We start from the raw sequence: 17638 nt of genomic DNA on the forward strand, positions 1-17638 counted from the left end.
GTTGGGCTGACGTTGCTGCGGGGCGCACTTTACAAGCCTTTGCCTTACAGTTCAACGCCCTATCGAAAAAAAAGGCCCCGCAATGCGGGGCCTCTTCTTATAGCAGTACCGCTTGGGCTTAGTGGAAGACGATTTCGTCGTTCTCCACCGTTGCCTCGACGCTGGTGCCCGGCATAAAGCTGCCCGACAGGATCAGCTGCGCCAACGGGTTCTCGATCCAGCGCTGGATCGCACGTTTCAACGGCCGTGCGCCATAAACCGGGTCGTAACCAACCGCGATCAGCTTGTCCAACGCCTCGCGGCTCAGCACCAGGGACAACTCGCGCTCCGCCAGACGGCTGCGCAGGCGGCCCAACTGGATCTCGGTAATGCCCGCGATCTGATCCCGCGCCAGAGGTTCGAAGATCACCACTTCGTCGACCCGGTTGATGAACTCCGGCCGGAAGTGGCTGGTCAGCGCGTCCATTACGGCTGCACGCTGGGCCTCACGATCACCCACCAGCTCCTGAATCTGTACCGAGCCCAGGTTGGAGGTCATCACGATCACCGTATTGCGGAAGTCCACGGTGCGCCCGTGACTGTCCGTCAGGCGGCCATCTTCCAGCACTTGCAGCAACACGTTGAACACATCCGGGTGGGCCTTCTCGACCTCGTCCAGAAGGATCACCGAGTAAGGCTTGCGCCGTACCGCTTCGGTCAGGTAACCGCCTTCCTCGTACCCTACATAGCCTGGTGGCGCCCCGATCAGGCGAGCCACGGAATGTTTCTCCATGAACTCGGACATATCGATCCGCACCATCGCCTCCTCGGTATCAAAGAGGAATTCGGCCAGGGCCTTGCACAACTCGGTCTTGCCCACGCCGGTCGGGCCGAGGAACATGAACGAGCCGCTCGGACGGTTCGGGTCGGACAACCCGGCCCGCGAACGCCGCACCGCGTTGGACACCGCGACCACCGCCTCTTCCTGGCCGATGACGCGCTGGTGCAACAGGCTTTCCATCTTCAGCAGCTTGTCGCGCTCGCCTTCGAGCATTTTCGACACCGGGATACCGGTCCACTTCGAGACGACTTCGGCGATTTCTTCCTCGGTCACCTTACTGCGCAGCAGCTGGTTCTCGGGCTTGCCGTGCTGGTCGACCATCTGCAGGCTACGCTCCAGGTCCGGGATCACCCCGTACTGCAACTCGGCCATGCGGTTCAGGTCGCCTTTACGGCGGGCTGCTTCCAGTTCCTGACGGGACTGCTCGATCTTTTGCTGGATCTGCGCAGAACCCTGCACTTCGGCTTTTTCCGAGGTCCAGATTTCTTCGAGGTCCGAATACTCGCGTTCCAGGCGAACAATTTCTTCCTGAAGTTTTTCCAGGCGTTTCTTCGCCGGCTCGTCTTCTTCTTTCTTCAGGGCCTGGGATTCAACTTTCAGCTGAATCAGGCGCCGATCCAGACGGTCCAGCACTTCGGGCTTCGAATCGATCTCCATCCGAATGCGGCTGGCCGCTTCGTCGATCAAGTCGATGGCCTTGTCCGGCAACTGCCGATCAGTGATGTAGCGATGGCTCAGTTTCGCCGCCGCGATGATCGCACCGTCGGTGATCGCGACTTTATGGTGGACCTCATACCGCTCTTTCAAGCCACGCAGGATCGCGATGGTGTCTTCTTCGCTCGGTTCTTCCACCAATACTTTCTGGAAGCGACGCTCAAGGGCCGCGTCCTTCTCGATGTACTGACGGTATTCGTTCAACGTGGTCGCACCCACGCAATGCAACTCGCCCCGCGCCAGTGCCGGCTTGAGCATGTTGCCCGCGTCCATCGAGCCTTCGCCTTTACCGGCGCCGACCATGGTGTGCAGTTCGTCGATAAACAGAATGATCTGCCCTTCCTGCTTCGACAGTTCGTTCAGCAGGGATTTGAGGCGCTCTTCGAACTCGCCACGGAACTTGGCGCCGGCAATCAGCGACCCCATGTCCAGGGACAGCAGGCGCTTGCCTTTAAGGCCGTCCGGCACTTCACCATTGATGATGCGCTGGGCCAGGCCTTCGGCAATCGCGGTTTTACCCACGCCAGGTTCGCCGATCAGCACCGGGTTGTTCTTGGTGCGACGCTGCAGGACCTGGATGGTGCGACGAATTTCGTCGTCACGACCGATCACCGGGTCAAGCTTGCCTTCTTCGGCGCGCTTGGTCAGGTCGACGGTGTATTTGTCCAGGGCCTGGCGGGACTCCTCGTGGTTAGGGTCATTTACCGCCTCGCCGCCGCGCAGGTTGTTGATGGCGTTTTCCAGGGCTTTTTTGCTCACGCCCTGGCCCAGCAACAATTTTCCGAGTTTGCTGTTGTCGTCCATCGCGGCGAGCAGCACCACTTCACTGGAGATGAACTGGTCACCCTTTTGCTGCGCCAGTCGATCCGCCTGGTTAAGCAGACGCGCCAGATCCTGGGACATGTTCACGTCGCCAGTCGGGTTTTGGATTTTCGGCAGTTGGTCGAGCTCTTTGCTCAACTCCTTGCGCAGGCTGTTGACGTCGAAGCCCACCTGCATCAGCAAGGGTTTGATGGAACCGCCTTGCTGCTCCAGGAGCGCTTGCATCAAGTGCGCAGGCTCGATGGCCGGATGATCCAGGCCAACCGCCAGAGATTGGGCATCGGATAAAGCCAACTGCAATTTGCTGGTTAAACGATCAATACGCATTAGTCACCTTCCTTTTGAGCAGGCCGGAGCTATGAACAAACACATCCTGAATGAAGAAACCTGCCAGATACCCTTATAGATGGGGTGGATTCTGGAAGATTCAAGCGGGCGACCGCTGACTTGCGTCAGGATTGACCCAAGTCAAAGGAGTCTAGCGTTCAAGCCAGACAAGGGAGGCAAACCGACCGGTGCGCGGGCTGCGACGGTAGGAATAGAAGCGGGGATCCGTCACGGTGCACAAGCCACCACCGTACACGGCAGTGACGCCGCGGGCGGCAAGCCGCAGGCGAGCCAGTTGGTAAATGTCGGCCATGAACTTGCCCGGGTTCTGACTGGGCACGAACGCCTCAATCGTTTCCGGAAGTTGCTGCATAAAGGCTTCACGCACTTCCGGGCCGACTTCAAAGGCTTGCGGACCGATGGCCGGCCCCAGCCACACCAGTACGTCGGCAGGCTCGGTATCCAGGCTTTCAACGGTCGCTTCCAATACGCCAGCGGCCAGGCCACGCCAGCCGGCATGGGCTGCCGCGACGCGGGTACCGGCGCGATTGCAAAACAAGGCAGGCAGGCAATCAGCCGTCATCGAAGTGCAGGCGATGCCCGGAGTGCTGGTCCAACTGCCATCGGCTTCGGCAGTCCGGCCGGGATCCGCCTCGACGACAACCACACCGTGAACCTGGCGCAACCAGGCGGGCTGGATATTGAAGGCAGCGCAGAGACGACGGCGATTTTCGAGCACGGCTTCGAGGCTGTCCTCGACATGATCGCCGAGATTTAGGCTGTCGAACGGCGCCACGCTGACGCCGCCCGCACGGGTGGTAACGCAGGCTTTCACCCCGGCCGGCGCGGGCCAGTCAGGAATCAGCCAGTCACTCATCCGATAAACGCCTCGCGATCCTGCTTGAGCAGCGACAACAACCAGACAAAATCGTCTGGGAGTGGCGATTCCCAGCTCATCCGTTTACCGCTCGTCGGATGATCCAGCTCCAGGAAGCGTGCATGCAGCGCCTGGCGCGGGAAGGTTTTCAGCGAATCAACCATGGTTGCACTGGCCGCCGGCGGAATGCGGAAGCGGCCACCGTAGGCCGGATCTCCGACCAACGGGAAGTTGATGTGCGCCATGTGCACCCGAATCTGGTGGGTACGACCGGTTTCCAGCTTTACCCGCACGTGAGTGTGGGAGCGGAAACGCTCAAGCACGCGGTAGTGGCTGACGGCTTGCTTGCCGCCTTCCATCACCGCCATGCGCTGGCGCTGCTGGCCGTGGCGGCCGATCGGGGCATTGATTTTGCCACCGGCGGTTACCACGCCGATCACGATGCATTCGTAGATCCGGCTGACGCTGCGGCTCTGCAGTTGTGTGACCAGCTGCGTCTGCGCCTGAATGGTCTTGGCTACCACCATGAGGCCGGTGGTGTCCTTGTCCAGGCGGTGCACGATGCCGCAGCGCGGGACATTGATGATGTCCGGCACGTGGTGCAACAAGGCATTGAGCAGCGTGCCATCAGCGTGCCCGGCGGCCGGGTGAACCACCAGGCCGGCAGGTTTGTTGATCACCAGGATGTCGTCGTCTTCATAGACGATGTCCAGTTCAATGTCCTGGGCGATCCATTCTCCCTGGGCTTCCTGCTCGGCAGTCAGCTCAAGAATCGCACCACCATGGACTATGTCTCGCGGGCGGATAACCGCTCCATCCACAGTCAGGCGGCCGTCTTTGATCCAGGCGGAAAGGCGCGAGCGCGAGTGCTCAGCGAATAATTGTGCGGCGACTTGATCGAGGCGTTGGCCGCCCAATTCGGACGGCACCTCTGCGCGAAGTTCAATTTTATCGGACATGCTCAGACTAGGCGTGGCACAGCCTTTGGTTTCGGCTGCGCGCTTGTGGTTAAATACGGCGTCTTTTGCCCCGAGGCTTTCCAAGGGGCGCTCATCATAACAGGACGGCCCCGCCCAAGACAGCGGCCGTCATAGGGACGCAAGCCGCCATGCAAGTGAAACACCTGCTGCTGATCGCCATCCTCGCCATGACTGCTGCTTGCTCGTCAACAAAGGAAGTCGTCGACGAAAACCTGAGCGAGGTCGAGCTGTACCAACAAGCTCAGACCGACCTGAACAACCACAGCTACACCAGCGCCACGGCAAAACTGAAGGCACTGGAGTCGCGGTATCCGTTCGGGCGTTACGCCGACCAGGCCCAGCTCGAGCTGATTTACGCCAACTACAAGAACGCCGAGCCGGAAGCTGCCAAGTCCGCCGCCGAGCGTTTTATCCGCCTGCACCCGCAGCATCCGAACGTGGACTACGCCTACTACCTCAAGGGCCTGACCTCGTTTGACCAGGACGTTGGCCTGCTGGCGCGCTTCCTGCCGCTGGACATGACCAAGCGTGACCCGGGCGCTGCCCGCGACTCCTACAACGAGTTCGCCCAGCTCACCAGCCGCTACCCCAACAGCCGCTACGCGCCGGACGCCAAGCAGCGCATGATCTACCTGCGCAACCTGCTGGCTTCCTACGAAATCCACGTAGCCCACTACTACCTGACCCGTCAGGCGTACGTTGCTGCCGCGAACCGTGGCCGTTACGTAGTGGAAAACTTCCAGGAAACCCCATCGGTGGGTGACGGCCTGGCCGTGATGACCGAGGCTTACCAGCGCCTGCACCTGGACGCCCTGGCGGCCACCAGCCTGGAAACCCTGAAGCTCAACTACCCGGACCACCCAAGCCTGAAGGACGGCCAGTTCGTACCGCAGGTTGCCGAAGCCGACAACCGCTCGTGGTTGAGCAAGTACACCCTGGGCCTGATCGAGTCCCGTCCACCGCTGCCGCCGGGCGAAACCCGCGCCAACCAGGACATCATCAAGCAATACCAGGACGCCAAGGATTCGATTCCATCGGACCTCAAGCCGCGTGACGAAAACGGCGACATCATCGAAGAGCAAGGGCCTCAAGCCCTGGGCAATAACGAAGATCGCTCGTGGTTCAGCTACATGACTTTCGGTATCTTTGACTGATTGTTCGCCGCGATGCAAAAAGGGAGCTCTTCGGAGCTCCCTTTTTTATTGCGCTGCATAATTGCGCTGTGCGCCCATCACGTCCTTGGCTAAACTGCGGGATTCCTTGTCGAGAAGCTGCCCACCATGGTTCGTCTACTGTTCTGGATCGCCGTTATTGCTGCCGCGGTATGGTTTTGGCGCAAATTCAAAAGTCCGGCCGCCAAACAGCAGCGGCCCAGCGAACAGGGCCCGATCCAGATGGTTCGTTGCGCCCACTGTGGCCTTCACCTGCCACAGGATCGAGCCTTGAGCCTGCGCCAGGAATGGTATTGCACCCAGGCGCATCTGGAGCAAGGGCCGAAATCTATCCAGCGTTGATTCGGCCTGCCGGCGCATACGGGGCCGGATCAATGATCGGCTCATGTCCCAGCAACAAATCGGTAAACAGTTGGCAGGACGCCGGCGCCAGCACCAGACCGTTGCGGTAATGCCCGCAGTTGAGCCACAGCCCGTCGAAACCTGGCACCTTGCCAATATACGGAATGCCCTCCGGCGACCCAGGTCGCAAGCCGGCCCAATGCCCCACCACTTCGGCATCGGCCAGGGCCGGAATCAACTCGACGGCAGAGGCTTTCAGGCTTTCCAGTGCAGAGTCGGTGGGCGTCTTGTCGAACCCCTCGTGCTCCAGCGTGCTACCAATCAGAATGTGCCCATCCCGCCGGGGAATCGCATAACGCCCCTTGGCCAGGACCATGCACGACAAGAAGTCCGACGCACACTTGTACAAGATCATCTGCCCCTTGACCGGCTCCACGGGCAACTCAAGCCCCAGGCGGCCCAGCAACTCACCGCTCCAGGCGCCGGCGGCCAGCACTACCTGATCGCCATGGATCGGCCCGAGCGCCGTATTCACCCCAACAACCTTGCCGCCCTGCTGAATAAACCCATCAACCGCACACTGCTCGTGAATCGTCACGCCCGGCAGGGCCAACAAGGCCGCCTTGAGGGATTTGACCAACCGCGGATTACGCACATTGGCCACATCCGCCATATAGATCGCCTGGGAAAACCCGGCACCCAGCACCAGCACAGCGTCATGGGCAGCTGAAACATCCACCTTGCTCAGCGGGCGCCCTTCGCGGGCTGCCCAGGCAAGCGCCTCGGTTTCATCATCCAGGTCCAGCCAATACAGGCCGGTGGTGTGAACTTCCGGGTCAATGCCAGTAGCCGCGAACAGACGCTCTGCCAGTTGCGGGTAAAAATCCTGGGACCAGTGCGCCAGGGCCGTCACGGCCGGGCTGTAGCGCCACGGGTAGAGCGGGGAGACAATGCCGCCGCCGGCCCAGGAAGACTCCTGACCGACCGCCGAACGATCCAGCAACACAACCGCTTGCCCTTGGGTCGCCAGGTTGAACGCCGTCAACAACCCGATTACCCCACCACCCACAACCACTACTTGCTGTTGCTTAGCCATTGTTCGATCCAGCCGATAAAAAGAAAAAGGCACGCCCGGCGCCCAATCGTCCAGCTTCCTCATCATTGCCCCCAGCACGCCTTGCGCGTCATATCAGGCGCGGCTCCCGGATTGCTTCGCGCACCGGTACTGCTCAGACTGAAGGCGGCACAGGGATCGCCCGCCATCACCGAGTCAATTGCCGGCGTGGCAAGCAGAACGAAATCCTGAGGGTTCAATGCAGGGGTGATTCTATAGCGATCATTGCCGGCGATGACGCCAGTCGCATCAATAAAAGTGCCGTTCCTCGCGTAATAGCGCTCAAGGTACTGTGCCTGCTCACTCAGCAACCCGGCAATTTCCGCGCGATAGACCTTTTTCATATGGCTGAGATACCCGGGATAGGCGACGCCCGCCAGGAGTCCGACGATCGCCACGGCGATCAGTAATTCGATCAGGGTGAAGCCTGTGCAATCCTTGCCCATCGTGCTGCTCACCTATTGAAGTTGTCGCCACATGATTCGTCGAAAACGCTCGCCGGGCCCACTGCCCACACGGGCATACACAGACTCCAGGACGGAGCGTGAGTGCCCACTGACGCCCACTGATGTCACGCGATAGACCGTGGCCTCGGCCTCTGCCGGGAGCTGAGCCAAACCCGTTCCCGGCCCCAGGTTTTGAATACCGTAGACGCCATCTTTCATCCCTATCCAGGTCACAGTCGATACGGGATTCGTCCCCGGCCCCACTACCGAAACCGATTCGGCAGGTGGCGCGCACGCAGCCGTCGAGTGGCAAGGGCGCAGGGCGAAACCTGACGCCTGCACCAAAGACTCGCCAAGCCTGAGGCCGCTTTCGGCCTGCTGAAACGACTGGTTGCGCTGCCGAAGGCTGCCGGTAATTTTTTCTTGCGAGATTGCTCCCTGCATCGAAGACACTCCGAGGAGTGCCAACAGCAGCAGGAATACCAGGCTGATCAGCAAAACCATGCCTGCCTGCCTCGAACGGGAGAGGTAATAACCCATGGGCACGCTACTCCAGGCGATTACGTAGTGCCGCGACCACGCTGTAGGCCTGGTCTTTCACCAACCCATTTGGATCCTGAAGTGTCAGCAGAATCCGCACGCTGCGGATGAGCGACTCATCGCCGGGGTTGGGGTCATATCGGCTGACAACCGTTGAGCCTGGCTTCTCGGCCACGCCGAAACTGATATCGAATGCCCCCACGTTATCCACCAGCACCGCTTTGCTCGGGGCCGCCAGCGTACTGAACTTCAGCTGCCCGCCCTCAAAGGTGTAGGTCAGCTTGCGCAGTGGGAAGTGGATTTGCCCGGGCGTCGCTGCCGGCGGGCTTCCAACATAGGCGTGGGCAGAGCCGGTGCAATCGGAAAGCACCGTCCAGTCCGGCTTGCTGCCACCCTCCCCGACGTCGGCGGTCACCAGCGTCAGGGACCGGGAACTGCCGGTGGTACTCCATCCAATGGGACGATCAAAACCTGCGGGAGCGTTGCTGATTGATGCAGCGGACAAGCAACCAAACATGCCCGCCTGGCGTATTTCCTGAATCAGCTTGCCAAGGGCGAACCGTGCATCATCCTGCAACAGCGAAGCCGCACTCTGGCTGGCATAAGTGGTTCGGGAGCTGAGTGCAATCTGGGTCACCCCCAGGATCAACATCAGGCCGAGGGCCAATGCCAGCAGCATCTCCACCAGGCTGAAACCGCACACTGGACCTCTCATGGCAACACCCTCGGGTCGACTGCAACCCGGCTGGTCAGGGTGAATGTTTCCCGGGTGCCTTGAGCCTTCGCTCCACGGGAGTCGTCCCAACTGATGCTGATGGTCACTTCTCGCTGATTGACCGCAACCGACCCCTTGGCGCTTTCCCCGGCGAACCCGACGATATTCGCTTCAAAGTCGTGCAGGTCCAGATCACGCACACTCGCGACCGAGGTGCTGGAGGGCGCGCGTTCACCCTGGCCCCAGGAGTAATCAGCACCCGAATTGGCGCGGATCCGGTCGAGCATGTCGTAGGCAATGAAACTGGCCTGACTGGTCATCCTGGAACTGTCGGTATATTTCAATGCATTGAGCTGAATGACTGCCGCCCCTAGCAGGCCGACAGCGAGGATCAGCACAGATACCAGGACCTCGATCAGCGTCATTCCGGCCTGGGTCGGTTGCGGGTGGGGCGTTACGGGGAAAGCGTTCATTACCATCGCCATCCATGTCGAAGGTCATCAGAAAGCAGCGCAAACCTGCTGTGCGACGCAAGACTAGCGCCGGTATTGCCTGAGCGCTGCCCCCCGGAACAAAGCGAAATACTTTGGACAGAATGGCCACCATTCGCCCCGCCGGACTGGGCGCTATAACTATGTCTGCCATCCGGCACCGACTGAAAAGCACACCGCGTCCACGGAGGGACGGCCCATGAAACAACGAGGTTTCTCGCTGATTGAACTGATACTCGGCCTGTTCCTGAGCGGCATCCTGGCCAATCTGGCAGTGCCGAGCCTCAAGGGGCTGCTCGAGTCGCAACGACGCAAGAGCGCCGCCGAATCCCTTGCCGGCGGACTGCGTTATGCCCGCACAGAAGCCATCGCACGCAATCGCACGGTGGTTATCCATGCATTGGACGATGACTGGAGCCGGGGTTGGAGGGTGATACTGGACCTGAACGGTCGCGGCCATCTGGACGACAAAAACCCGGTGCTGCTGGAGCGCCAGGACAGTGGGCAGATACCGATTGTGGGGAATACGCCGGTGAGAACCCAGATACGCTTCAGCAGCCTGGGTGAACCGCTGCTGTCAGCAGGGGCATTCAGCGCCGGCACCGTCCACGTGTGTGCGACCGACCAGCAACTGAGCCTGTATCAAATAGTGCTGGCCGCCAGCGGGCGTATCAGCCTGCGCAGTAACAAGACCGAGCAGGCTTTGTGCCGGGGCTATGCCGGCACTCTGGGCCTCAGAGCAGCGAACGAACCCGCAGCTCCTTGGGCATGGAGAAAGTGATGTTCTCTTCACGGCCAGCAAGTTCATCAGCGCCCGTGGCGCCCCAGGCCTGCAGTTGCTGAATAACGCCACGCACCAGGACTTCCGGGGCCGACGCCCCGGCAGTGATGCCAATGCGTTCGACACCGTCGAACCAGCTGCGCTGCATGTCTTCGGCACCATCGATCAGGTAGGCCGGGGTGGCCATGCGCTCGGCCAGTTCGCGCAGGCGGTTGGAGTTGGAGCTGTTGGGGCTCCCCACCACCAGCACAACATCGCATTCGTCGGCCAATTGCTTGACCGCATCCTGGCGGTTCTGGGTGGCGTAGCAGATGTCATCCTTGCGTGGACCGCCGATGGCCGGGAAGCGCGAGCGCAAGGCATCGATGACGCGGCTGGTGTCGTCCATGGACAAGGTGGTCTGGGTAACGAAAGCCAGCTTTTCAGGGTTGTGCACCTGCAATGCAGCGACGTCTTTTTCGTCTTCCACCAGGTAGATCGCCCCACCATTGCTGCCATCGTACTGGCCCATGGTGCCTTCGACTTCCGGGTGACCGGCGTGGCCGATCAGGATGCATTCACGACCATCACGGCTGTAGCGCGCGACCTCGATGTGCACCTTGGTCACCAGCGGGCAGGTGGCGTCGAACACTTTCAGGCCACGGCCTGCTGCTTCGGTGCGTACCGCCTGGGAAACGCCGTGAGCGCTGAAGATGACGATAACGTCGTCCGGCACCTGGTCCAGTTCCTCAACGAAGATGGCCCCGCGGCTGCGCAGGTCTTCGACCACAAACTTGTTGTGGACGACTTCATGGCGCACGTAAATCGGCGGCCCGAAAACTTCCAGGGCGCGGTTGACGATTTCAATCGCCCGGTCCACGCCGGCGCAGAAGCCACGGGGGTTGGCGAGTTTGATTTGCATGCTGTGCCTCGTGTCTTGCCCTGTAGGATCGAGCTTGTGTGGCGAGGGCGCTTGCTCCCGCTGGGCCGCGAAGCAGCCCCAACAAGCTCGCCCCTGCAGTAGGCCGATTTCGTTAGTTACAGCGCTTTAACGTCGATGATTTCAACATCAAAGGTCAAGGTTTTCCCGGCCAACGGGTGGTTGAAGTCGATGGTCACTTGCGCGTCATCAAAGGCTTTCACCACACCCGGCAGCTCGGTATTCGCCGCATCGTTGAAGATCACCAGCAAGCCTTCCGACAGCTCCATGTCCTGGAACTGCGAACGCGGGATGATCTGCACGTTTTGCGGGTTGGGCTGGCCAAAGGCGTTTTCCGGCAGGATCTGCAGGTTGCGCTTGTCGCCGGCCTTGAAACCGAACAGTGCCGCTTCGAAACCCGGCAGCAGGTTGCCGTCGCCGACCTTGAAGGTCGCCGGGGCCTTGTCGAACGTGCTGTCGACCGTGTCGCCATTCTCCAGGCGCAATGCGAAATGCAAGGTGACTTCCGTGTTCTGGCCAATGCGTTGCTCAGCCAATACCTGTTCAGTCATGAACGGTCTCTCCGGTTTTCTTGCTTTTGAACATATCCAACGCCAGCATGATTGCACCGACGGTGATGGCGCTGTCGGCAAAGTTGAACGCCGGGAAGTACCAGCGGTTCTGCCAATGCACCAGAATAAAGTCGATCACATGGCCCAGGGCAATGCGGTCGTACAGGTTGCCCAATGCGCCACCCAGCACCAGCGCCAACGCAACGGCCAGCCAGGTGTCGTTACGCCCCAGGCGCTTGAGCCAGACTACCAGCACGGCACTGACCACCACGGCGATCAGGGCAAACAGCCAGCGCTGCCAGCCGGAGCTGTCAGCCAGGAAGCTGAACGCAGCGCCGGTGTTGTAGGCCAGGGTCCAGCTGAAGTAGTCGGGAATCACCACGATCTGCTGGTACATCTCCAGGGCGCCTTCGAAGTGAGCCTTGCTGAGCTGGTCAATGACCAGCACCAGCACGCTCAACACGAGCAAGCCCAGGCGTCCAAAACGACTGGCTTCAGGCATAGTGACGAACCTCGCCAGCGCCAGAGATGTTGTCGACACAGCGACCGCAGATTTCCGGATGCTCGGGGTTCACGCCGACATCTTCACGGCAGTGCCAGCAACGGGCGCACTTGGCGAAGGACGACTTGACCACCTTGAGCTTGAGACCCGGGACTTCGGTCGCGACTGCGTCTGCAGGCGCCTGGGCAAACGGCGCCAGGCTGGCGGTCGAGGTGATCAGGACGAAGCGCAGTTCGTTGCTCAGCTTGGCCAGGTCGGCAGTCAGGCCTTCTTCGGCAAACAGCGTGACTTCGGCCTGCAGGTTGCCGCCAACGGCCTTCGCCGCGCGCTGCACTTCCAGCTCCTTGTTCACGGCAACCTTGACGGCCATTACGCCTTCCCAGTACTCGCGGCCCAGCTCGAAGTCGGCCGGCAATTCGGTCAGGCCTTCGTACCAGGTGTTGAGCATCACGGACTCGTTCCGCTCGCCCGGCAGGTATTCCCACAGTTCGTCGGCGGTGAATGCCAGGATCGGGGCGATCCAGCGCACCAGCGCTTCAGAGATGTGGTACAGCGCGGTCTGCGCCGAACGGCGGGCCTTGCTGTTGGCGCCGGTGGTGTACTGGCGGTCCTTGATGATGTCGAGGTAGAAACCACCCAGCTCCTGCACGCAGAAGTTGTGGATCTTCGAGTAGACGTTCCAGAAGCGGTATTCGCCGTAGTGCTCTTGCAGCTCGCGCTGCAGCAACAGGGTACGGTCCACGGCCCAACGGTCCAGGGCGAGCATTTCCTCGGCCGGCAGGATGTCGGTGGCCGGGTTGAAACCGGTCAGGTTCGACAGCATGAAGCGTGCGGTATTACGGATCCGGCGGTAGGCATCGGCGCTGCGCTGCAGGATCTGCTCGGAAACGGCCATCTCGCCCGAATAATCGGTAGAGGCAACCCACAGGCGCATGATGTCGGCGCCCAGGGTGTCGTTGACCTTTTGCGGCGCGATCACGTTGCCCAGGGACTTGGACATCTTGCGACCGTTCTCGTCGACGGTGAAACCGTGGGTCAGCAGCTCGCGGTACGGGGCGTGATCGTCGATCGCGCAACCGGTCAGCAACGAGGAGTGGAACCAGCCACGGTGTTGGTCCGAACCTTCCAGGTACAGGTCGGCACGCGGGCCGGTCTCGTGGCCCATCGGGTGCGAGCCGCGCAGTACGTGCCAGTGGGTGGTACCCGAGTCGAACCAGACGTCGAGGGTGTCGCTGATCTTGTCGTACAGCGGCGCTTCGTCGCCCAGCAGCTCGGCGGCGTCCAGCTTGAACCAGGCTTCGATGCCCTCTTGTTCAACGCGCTGGGCAACCTCTTCCATCAGCTCGACGGTACGTGGGTGCAACTCGCCGCTTTCCTTGTTCAGGAAGAACGGGATCGGCACGCCCCAGTTGCGCTGGCGGGAGATGCACCAGTCCGGACGGTTGGCGATCATCGAGTGCAGGCGCGCCTGGCCCCAGGCCGGAACGAACTTGGTGTCTTCGATCGCCTTGATCGCACGCTTGCGCAGGGTTTCGCCGCTGGTCGGCTCCTTGTCCATGCCGATAAACCACTGCGCAGTGGCGCGGTAGATCAGCGGGGTCTTGTGACGCCAGCAGTGCATGTAGCTGTGGGTGATGGTTTCGGTGTGCAGCAGCGCACCGACTTCCGCCAGCTTGTCGACGATCGCCGGGTTGGCCTTGAAGATGAACTGGCCACCGAAGAATTCCAGGGACGGCACGTACACGCCGTTGCTTTGCACGGGATTGATGATGTCGTCGTTGACCAGGCCGTACTGCTTGCAGATCACGAAGTCGTCTACGCCATAGGCAGGCGAGCAGTGAACCACGCCGGTGCCGGCGCCCAGCTCAACGTACTCGGCCAGGTAGATTGGCGACAGGCGGTCGTAGAACGGGTGACGGAAGTTGATCAGTTCCAGCGCGGACCCGGTAGTGGTCGCGATCACCGAGCCTTGCAGGTTGTAGCGGGCCAGGCACGCCTCCACCAGCTCTTCAGCCAGCACCAGCAGTTTGTCACCGACGTCCACCAGGGCGTAGGTGAATTCCGGGTGCACGTTCAGCGCCTGGTTGGCCGGGATGGTCCACGGGGTGGTGGTCCAGATCACAATGGAGGCTGGCTTGGCCAGGCTCGCCAGACCGAAGGCTTGCGCCAGTTTGGCTTCGTCGGCGATCGGGAAGGCCACGTCGATGGTCGAGGACTTCTTGTCTTCGTACTCGACTTCGGCTTCAGCCAAGGCCGAGCCGCAATCGAAGCACCAGTTCACGGGCTTGAGGCCCTTGAACACGAAACCGCCCTTGACGATTTCGGCCAAGGCACGGATTTCACCGGCCTCGTTCTTGAAGTTCATGGTCTTGTACGGGTTGGCCCAGTCGCCCAACACACCCAGGCGGATGAATTCGGACTTCTGCCCTTCGATCTGCTCGGTGGCGTAGGCACGGCACAGTTCGCGGGTTTTATCCGCGCCCAGGTTCTTGCCGTAGGTCACTTCGACCTTGTGTTCAATCGGCAGGCCGTGGCAGTCCCAGCCCGGGACATAAGGCGCGTCGAAACCCGAAAGGGTTTTCGAGCGGATGATCATGTCCTTGAGAATCTTGTTCAGCGCATGACCGATGTGAATCGTGCCGTTGGCATAAGGAGGGCCGTCGTGCAGGACGAATTTCGGACGATCCTTGCCAATCTCGCGCAACTTTCCGTACAGGCCAATACTGTCCCAGCGCTGCAGGATCTGCGGTTCGCGCTGTGGCAGGCCGGCCTTCATTGGGAAGGCGGTGTCCGGAAGGTTTAGCGTGGCTTTATAGTCGGTCATTTAAGGCTCTTCATTAGCGATGGGCGCTAGGTGCGGCTAGTGCACGGGCGGCGGCGACATCCGCATTGATCGCCGTTTTCAACGCCTCCAGGGAGGCGAAACGCTGCTCTTCACGCAGCTTTTGGTGGAAAGCCACCGTCAAACGCCGGTCATACAAATCACCGGCAAAATCCAAAAGGTGAACTTCCAGGTGGGCTTTGCCATCACCTGCAACCGTGGGCCTGACGCCTATGTTGGCGACTCCGGGCCACGATTGGCCGTCGATGTCGACACTCACCAGGTAAACCCCGGTCAGTGGCACACGACGGCGCTTGAGCTGCACGTTGGCGGTTGGCGTGCCCAGTTGGCGCGCCAGCTTCTGGCCGTGCAGCACCCGCCCGGCAATCCGGAACGGGCGACCGAGCAAACGCTCGGCCAAGGCGAAGTCGGCAGCGGCCAGGGCGTTACGCACCTGGGTACTGCTCACGCGCAGGCCGTCCAGTTCGACGGTTTGCGCGGCTTCGACGGTAAAACCCTGGGTGACGCCGGCCTGCTGCAGGAAATCGAAATCCCCTACCCGGTCGCAACCGAAACGGAAGTCGTCGCCGACCTCCAGATGCTGCACGCCGAGGCCGTCCACCAGGATACGGTCGACGAACTCGGCGGCGCTGAGGCTGCGCAAGCGCTGGTTGAAAGCCAGGCAGAGGACACGGTCCACACCTTCTTCAGCCAGCAGTTGCAGCTTGTCCCGCAGGCGGGCCAGACGCGCCGGCGCCGTCTGCGGGGTAAAGAATTCTCGCGGCTGTGGTTCAAAAATCACCACGCAGCTGGGCACGCCCAACTCAACCGCACGCTCACGCAGGCGGGCCAGGATAGCCTGGTGGCCACGGTGAACACCGTCAAAGTTGCCAATAGTGGCGACGCAGCCCCGATGCTGGGGGCGCAGGTTGTGGAGACCTCGAACCAGCTGCATAACGCGCTTCTTGCTCATAAAGTGGTCGATTATAACCACACCCGGCCCCGGACGACAGGCAACAGCGCAGGCCATTTGCGCGAATCGATAAAACAACCGTCTTATCGACGAAAAGTCTCTAGCTCAGCGACTTGCGATTGAAATCCCGCAAGCGGAAGCCCATCAGCAGCAACATGCCGAAGTACACCAGCACACCAGCCGCCACCAACGCTCCCAGGCGCATGAAGCGCTCGAGCATATGGCCCTGCTCCCAGGCCGGCATGAAGTGCATCAGGCCCAGCAGTACCGCGGCCATCGTCCCCACCGCCACCACCAACTTGAGCGCAAACGAGCCCCAGCCCGCCTGAGGCTGGAACATTTTCTGTTTACGCAGCTGATAAAACAGCAGCCCGGCGTTGATGCAGGCCCCCACACTGATCGCCAGCGCCAGCCCGGCATGCTTCAGCGGACCGATGAACGCCAGGTTAAGCAGCTGGGTAACCACCAGGGTGAAGATCGCGATCTTTACCGGGGTACGGATGTTTTGTTGAGCATAAAAGCCGGGAGCCAGCACCTTGATCACGATAATGCCCAGCAGCCCAACGGAATAGGCGATCAGCGCACGCTGGGTCATCGAGGCGTCAAACGCAGTGAACTGGCCGTACTGGAACAGCGCGACCGTCAGTGGCTCGGCGAGCAACCCCAGGGCCACGGCACACGGCAGCACCAGCACGAAGCACAGGCGCAGGCCCCAGTCGAGAATCCGCGAATATTCGTGGCGGTCTTTGCTGGCATAGGTACGCGACAGCGTTGGCAGCAGGATGGTGCCGAGTGCCACGCCGAGCACGCCGGACGGCAATTCCATCAGACGGTCGGCGTAGTACATCCACGACACCGAACCCGAGACTAGCAGCGAGGCGAAGGCGGTGTTGATGATCAGGGAAATCTGGCTGACGGAAACCCCGAGGATGGCCGGCAGCATGTTGCGCATCACCCGCCAGACGCCGGTGTCCTTGAGATTCAAACGCGGCAGCACGAGCATGCCGATTTTCTTCAGGTGCGGCAGCTGGTACAGCAGTTGTGCCAGGCCACCAGCCAGGACCGCCCAGCCGAGGGCCATCACAGGCGGATCGAAATACGGTGTCAGGAACAGCGCAAAAATAATCATGCTGACGTTAAGCAGGGTCGGCACGAAGGCCGGCACCGAGAAACGGTTCCAGGTATTGAGGATCGCCCCGGCCAGGGACGACAGGGAAATCAGCAATATATAAGGAAAGGTCACCCGCAACAGATCAGTGGTCAGGGCGAATTTTTCCGGTGTATTGGCAAAACCGGGGGCCGTGGCCCAGATCACCCAGGGCGCGGCGAGCATCCCGGCGATCGTCACCAGCGTCAGCACCAACGTCAGCAAACCCGAAACATAGGCAATGAAGGTGCGGGTCGCCTCCTCGCCTTGCTGGGCCTTGTACTCCGCCAGAATCGGCACGAATGCCTGGGAAAAAGCCCCCTCGGCGAAGATCCGCCGCAGCAGGTTGGGCAGTTTAAAGGCAATGAAGAAGGCATCCGTGGCCATGCTGGCGCCAAAAATACGTGCCAGCAGCGTGTCACGCACAAACCCCAGAACCCGGGAAATCATAGTGATAGAGCTGACAGCGGCCAACGATTTGAGCAGATTCATTGAAAGAGTTTTTGCCTATAGATAAAGAGCAGGCGAACAAACGGCCCACATATGCGATACTCCGCGCCTGCAACAAGCACAGAGCCAAAGCT

The 17638-nt window shown here is 60.8% G+C and carries 17 protein-coding genes; 3 read left to right on the forward strand and 14 right to left on the reverse strand.

What is annotated here, in order from left to right; genetic code table 11:
• Positions 1-118: 118 nt before the first annotated feature.
• From clpB to rluD, 3 genes are all read right to left on the reverse strand, one after another.
• Entirely contained in the window at positions 119-2683 is a 2565-nt protein-coding gene (clpB, locus tag V6607_RS28515) for an ATP-dependent chaperone ClpB (protein ID WP_003215904.1), read from the reverse strand.
• Positions 2684-2834: 151 nt separating this feature from the next.
• Complete coding sequence (gene pgeF / locus V6607_RS28520) at positions 2835-3560, reverse strand: peptidoglycan editing factor PgeF (RefSeq protein WP_134327335.1); 726 nt, start codon at positions 3558-3560, stop codon at positions 2835-2837.
• Positions 3557-4519 (reverse strand): 23S rRNA pseudouridine(1911/1915/1917) synthase RluD, encoded by a 963-nt coding sequence (gene rluD, locus V6607_RS28525; protein ID WP_003215899.1) that lies wholly within the window; start codon positions 4517-4519, stop codon positions 3557-3559. The genes pgeF and rluD overlap by 4 nt, the downstream gene beginning before the upstream one ends.
• 149 nt (positions 4520-4668) lie before the next feature.
• On the opposite strand from rluD, the gene V6607_RS28530 reads away from it, so the two are divergent.
• Both V6607_RS28530 and V6607_RS28535 read left to right on the forward strand, forming a co-directional pair.
• Positions 4669-5694, forward strand: a complete 1026-nt coding sequence (locus V6607_RS28530) for an outer membrane protein assembly factor BamD (protein WP_008432851.1) — start codon at positions 4669-4671, stop codon at positions 5692-5694.
• Between the two features lie 126 nt (positions 5695-5820).
• Positions 5821-6054: a PP0621 family protein gene (locus V6607_RS28535; RefSeq protein WP_026078011.1), complete on the forward strand. Its 234-nt coding sequence runs from the start codon at positions 5821-5823 to the stop codon at positions 6052-6054.
• On the opposite strand, the gene thiO is transcribed toward V6607_RS28535, so the two are convergent.
• From thiO to pilV, 5 genes are all read right to left on the reverse strand, one after another.
• A complete protein-coding gene (thiO, locus tag V6607_RS28540) occupies positions 6041-7150 on the reverse strand; it encodes a glycine oxidase ThiO (RefSeq protein WP_134327336.1) in 1110 nt (369 codons plus the stop codon). The genes V6607_RS28535 and thiO overlap by 14 nt on opposite strands.
• Before the next feature lie 62 nt (positions 7151-7212).
• Positions 7213-7614: a type IV pilin protein gene (locus tag V6607_RS28545; protein ID WP_003215892.1), complete on the reverse strand. Its 402-nt coding sequence runs from the start codon at positions 7612-7614 to the stop codon at positions 7213-7215.
• Positions 7615-7626: 12 nt separating this feature from the next.
• Positions 7627-8154, reverse strand: coding sequence for a PilX N-terminal domain-containing pilus assembly protein (locus tag V6607_RS28550; protein WP_134327337.1), 528 nt, complete (start codon positions 8152-8154; stop codon positions 7627-7629).
• 7 nt (positions 8155-8161) lie between these two features.
• Positions 8162-8869 carry a prepilin-type N-terminal cleavage/methylation domain-containing protein gene (locus tag V6607_RS28555; protein WP_134327338.1) on the reverse strand — a complete coding sequence of 236 codons (708 nt, stop codon included), beginning with the start codon at positions 8867-8869 and terminating at the stop codon, positions 8162-8164.
• Positions 8866-9342 (reverse strand): type IV pilus modification protein PilV, encoded by a 477-nt coding sequence (gene pilV / locus V6607_RS28560; RefSeq protein WP_003215885.1) that lies wholly within the window; start codon positions 9340-9342, stop codon positions 8866-8868. The genes V6607_RS28555 and pilV overlap by 4 nt, the downstream gene beginning before the upstream one ends.
• 217 nt (positions 9343-9559) lie before the next feature.
• Here pilV and V6607_RS28565 point away from each other — a divergent pair, with 217 nt between their 5' ends.
• Positions 9560-10141 (forward strand): GspH/FimT family pseudopilin, encoded by a 582-nt coding sequence (locus V6607_RS28565; RefSeq protein WP_134327339.1) that lies wholly within the window; start codon positions 9560-9562, stop codon positions 10139-10141.
• On the opposite strand, the gene ispH is transcribed toward V6607_RS28565, so the two are convergent.
• The 6 genes from ispH to murJ form a co-directional block, all read right to left on the reverse strand.
• On the reverse strand, positions 10095-11042 hold the full coding sequence (gene ispH / locus V6607_RS28570) for a 4-hydroxy-3-methylbut-2-enyl diphosphate reductase (protein ID WP_003215881.1): 948 nt from the start codon (positions 11040-11042) through the stop codon (positions 10095-10097). The two genes, V6607_RS28565 and ispH, sit on opposite strands and share 47 nt — an antisense overlap.
• 116 nt (positions 11043-11158) lie before the next feature.
• On the reverse strand, positions 11159-11596 hold the full coding sequence (gene fkpB / locus V6607_RS28575; RefSeq protein ID WP_003215879.1) for an FKBP-type peptidyl-prolyl cis-trans isomerase: 438 nt from the start codon (positions 11594-11596) through the stop codon (positions 11159-11161).
• 7 nt (positions 11597-11603) lie between these two features.
• Complete coding sequence (gene lspA / locus V6607_RS28580; protein WP_003215877.1) at positions 11604-12113, reverse strand: signal peptidase II; 510 nt, start codon at positions 12111-12113, stop codon at positions 11604-11606.
• On the reverse strand, positions 12106-14937 hold the full coding sequence (ileS, locus tag V6607_RS28585; RefSeq protein ID WP_008432838.1) for an isoleucine--tRNA ligase: 2832 nt from the start codon (positions 14935-14937) through the stop codon (positions 12106-12108). Before ileS ends, lspA begins: the two co-directional genes overlap by 8 nt.
• 13 nt (positions 14938-14950) lie before the next feature.
• The gene (gene ribF / locus V6607_RS28590) at positions 14951-15889 is read right to left on the reverse strand and encodes a bifunctional riboflavin kinase/FAD synthetase (RefSeq protein ID WP_003215874.1); all 939 of its coding nucleotides are present in this window, start codon (positions 15887-15889) and stop codon (positions 14951-14953) included.
• A 118-nt stretch (positions 15890-16007) separates the two neighbouring features.
• A complete protein-coding gene (murJ, locus tag V6607_RS28595; protein ID WP_008432837.1) occupies positions 16008-17546 on the reverse strand; it encodes a murein biosynthesis integral membrane protein MurJ in 1539 nt (512 codons plus the stop codon).
• Positions 17547-17638 lie beyond the last annotated feature (92 nt).

The sequence above is a fragment of the Pseudomonas sp. KK18 genome (assembly GCF_037094675.1).
Lineage (GTDB): Bacteria > Pseudomonadota > Gammaproteobacteria > Pseudomonadales > Pseudomonadaceae > Aquipseudomonas.